Annotated in this window: 3 protein-coding genes; 1 reads left to right on the top strand and 2 read right to left on the bottom strand. The window is 66.1% G+C overall.

Annotated features, from left to right (window positions below):
• Window positions 1-379 precede the first annotated feature (379 nt).
• The gene (locus tag JNW87_RS37740) at window positions 380-913 is read left to right on the top strand and encodes a hypothetical protein (RefSeq protein ID WP_238455371.1); all 534 of its coding nucleotides are present in this window, start codon (window positions 380-382) and stop codon (window positions 911-913) included.
• Between the two features lie 154 nt (window positions 914-1,067).
• Here JNW87_RS37740 and JNW87_RS37735 read toward each other — a convergent pair whose 3' ends face one another.
• On the bottom strand, window positions 1,068-1,349 hold the full coding sequence (locus JNW87_RS37735; RefSeq protein ID WP_236648418.1) for a transposase: 282 nt from the start codon (window positions 1,347-1,349) through the stop codon (window positions 1,068-1,070).
• A gap of 3 nt (window positions 1,350-1,352) precedes the next feature.
• Window positions 1,353-1,559: a hypothetical protein gene (locus tag JNW87_RS37730; RefSeq protein WP_109804622.1), complete on the bottom strand. Its 207-nt coding sequence runs from the start codon at window positions 1,557-1,559 to the stop codon at window positions 1,353-1,355.
• Window positions 1,560-2,358: the final 799 nt, after the last annotated feature.

The raw sequence follows: 2,358 nt of genomic DNA, 5'->3' as shown, positions 1-2,358 counted from the left end.
TCGGAGTGACATGGGCTGCTCACACGCTCAGGACTGCCCCCTCTTCCCCCTGCTCAACGCAAGCTTGAGCGCCTGGCGCAACTACTACTGCGACAGTGCGGAGGGTTGGCGGACATGTGCTCGGTACCAGCTGTACAGGACAGGCCAGCTCGTGCCAATCACGCTCCTGCCGAATGGAGTCGACGCGTTCAAGCCCGTACCTGCGGCAGTACCCAGGTCCACTCAACCGGTGAACGCACGCCGCCCGTGGACATCAGCAACATCGCGAGAGGTATTGGATAGATTACCGGCTGCGGAAAGCGCAGGTGATACGGAGCCGACTCCACCGGTAAACCACCCGGATCGCTCAGGCGCGCGAGACAAGGTCAGCGATGCATGGGTGCTTGCCGTCGCCGATGATGCGAAACGCCGCGGCGGTGAACGGCTGCACGTGTGGGTGACGAGCCAGGAGAAGCCGTGGGCTGCTCCTTTTCCCATCCCGCAGCCAGGGGAGCCTTCTCACGCCGACGGACCGGTGGGGGTCGCCGTCGCCTGGTTCGAGCCAGCCAGCGCCGCGTGGACGGAAACCCTCACTGGCTCGCGGTGCGAGGCGCAGGTGGAGGCGGCGATCTTGTTGGGCCTGCCGCGCTGGCCATCGGCGACACATCCGGCGAGGGTGACCACCTGGGGTGTGGGTCTGCGCGCTACGGGTCTCGCGTTGCATGACCCGACCGGGCATGTATTCGCCTACAGCGTCGCCGAGATACCGTCCAATTGGACGACCGCCGCAAGGGCGCTGGGCGCCGTCGCCGCCGTCTACGGAGTTGGTCCCCTGCAGCAGGCAGTGCACCCCGAGCCGCTTCCGGCTCAACGGCTCACCGAGGCGCGACGCGACGGAACCGTCGCCGCCGCATGGGTACCACTGCTCGAGTGACAGGCCGAGGCCGCCCCCTTTACCCGGCCAGCGTGCCGCATCTCGCGGTCGCCGTCCGCGGTATACGGGTGCTGAAGACGTGTTCACGTCGATGAGGCCCTGTACCGTGCCAAACTCGGTGCAGGGTCTGTGAACTCGGGTTTCGTTGATCCGATTATGCCGCCCGCTGGTACTCGTTGATGACGCCGCTGAGGACCCGGCGGCGTCGTATCGGCGCGTTGATCGGGATGACGACGGCCGGGTCGTGGTTCGGCGAGTGCTGGGCGAGGCTCTGGTGTGGACGATGCCCGTTGAAGTGGGCGGCGTATCCGTCGAGCACGGCGCGGGCGTGACGTTCGTTGTAGATCAGGAGTCTGTGGGTGCACCCGTGCCGGACGCTGCGGATGAACCGTTCTGCGTGACAGTTCGCCCGAGGGGCTCGGGGAGGGATCTTCACCAGTCAACGCCGTCGGCGGCGAACACCTCGTTTAAGCATCGCGGGAACTTCGACGTCCCGATCGCGGATCAGGAACTGGAACGACGTGACCCGGCCGCCGAAATCCATCACCAGGCTGCGGGCTTGCTGGGTGGTCCAGGCCGCAGTCGGATGCGCCGTGGCACCGAGAACGTGCACCCGGCGGCTTGCGACCTCCATTACGAACAGCACGTACAGCTTCTCGTTTAACCTCGGCCGCTGGTGGTTCCTGGCAGACCTTTGTGGATGCCGGCGTTTCGTGCTCGACGTGAGGACGACCACCGCTGATGATCTTCCGGTTCCTGGCAAGAACACGAAGATCAAGGCGGTGGCCGGCATCAGCAACGCCGCTAGATGTCTGGATGTGATCGTAGGGCGCCGCACGGAGATCGGGCATTAGTGGCGGAGGCACGGGTGGTCAGCGGTAGCACCACCAGGCGTATGGATCGTCAGGATTCGACGTTTGTGCGTAGGCGCCCGAACCGTACGTGTCGCGGCAGGCGACGTCCATGCCGACGGCGGACGGGAATAGAAGACTCGTACATTGCCACAGCGCCGATCCACGGCGTCAGCGAGAGCGCCACCCTACAACGCCGAAACCACCAGCGCGACCAGCGACACCGCCGCCGAGACGCCCAACGGTCGCGGACGAGCCGGTCAGCGTGAACAGCTGCGTGGGAATGGCCAGCCGACGTACCTGGTCTCACCTCGCCCGCACTGAAGGCGGTAGCGCAACGCGGGAAAACACCATTCGTGACGCCGGCGCGACAGGCGTCCGATGTCGAGCTCGCGACCGACCTCAGCGCGGACGTCCGGCTGGCCAAGTCGGCGACTATCCCGTCGAACTGTGCGGCCGCCGACGCGCTCGCCTGCCTGACTGCAGCGGACTGCGCTTCCCGACTGGTCTCACCCACACGGCTTCAACACGTCCGCCGATCCACAACAACAGCACCCCCGGTGGCCGGAGGCGTAGGGCGCGCCGGCATGGGAT

This window comes from Micromonospora sp. ATA51, assembly GCF_016802855.1.
GTDB lineage: Bacteria > Actinomycetota > Actinomycetes > Mycobacteriales > Micromonosporaceae > Micromonospora > Micromonospora sicca.
The sequence above is the reverse complement of the archived record's forward strand: the minus strand, read 5'-3'. Positions and strand labels throughout refer to the sequence as shown.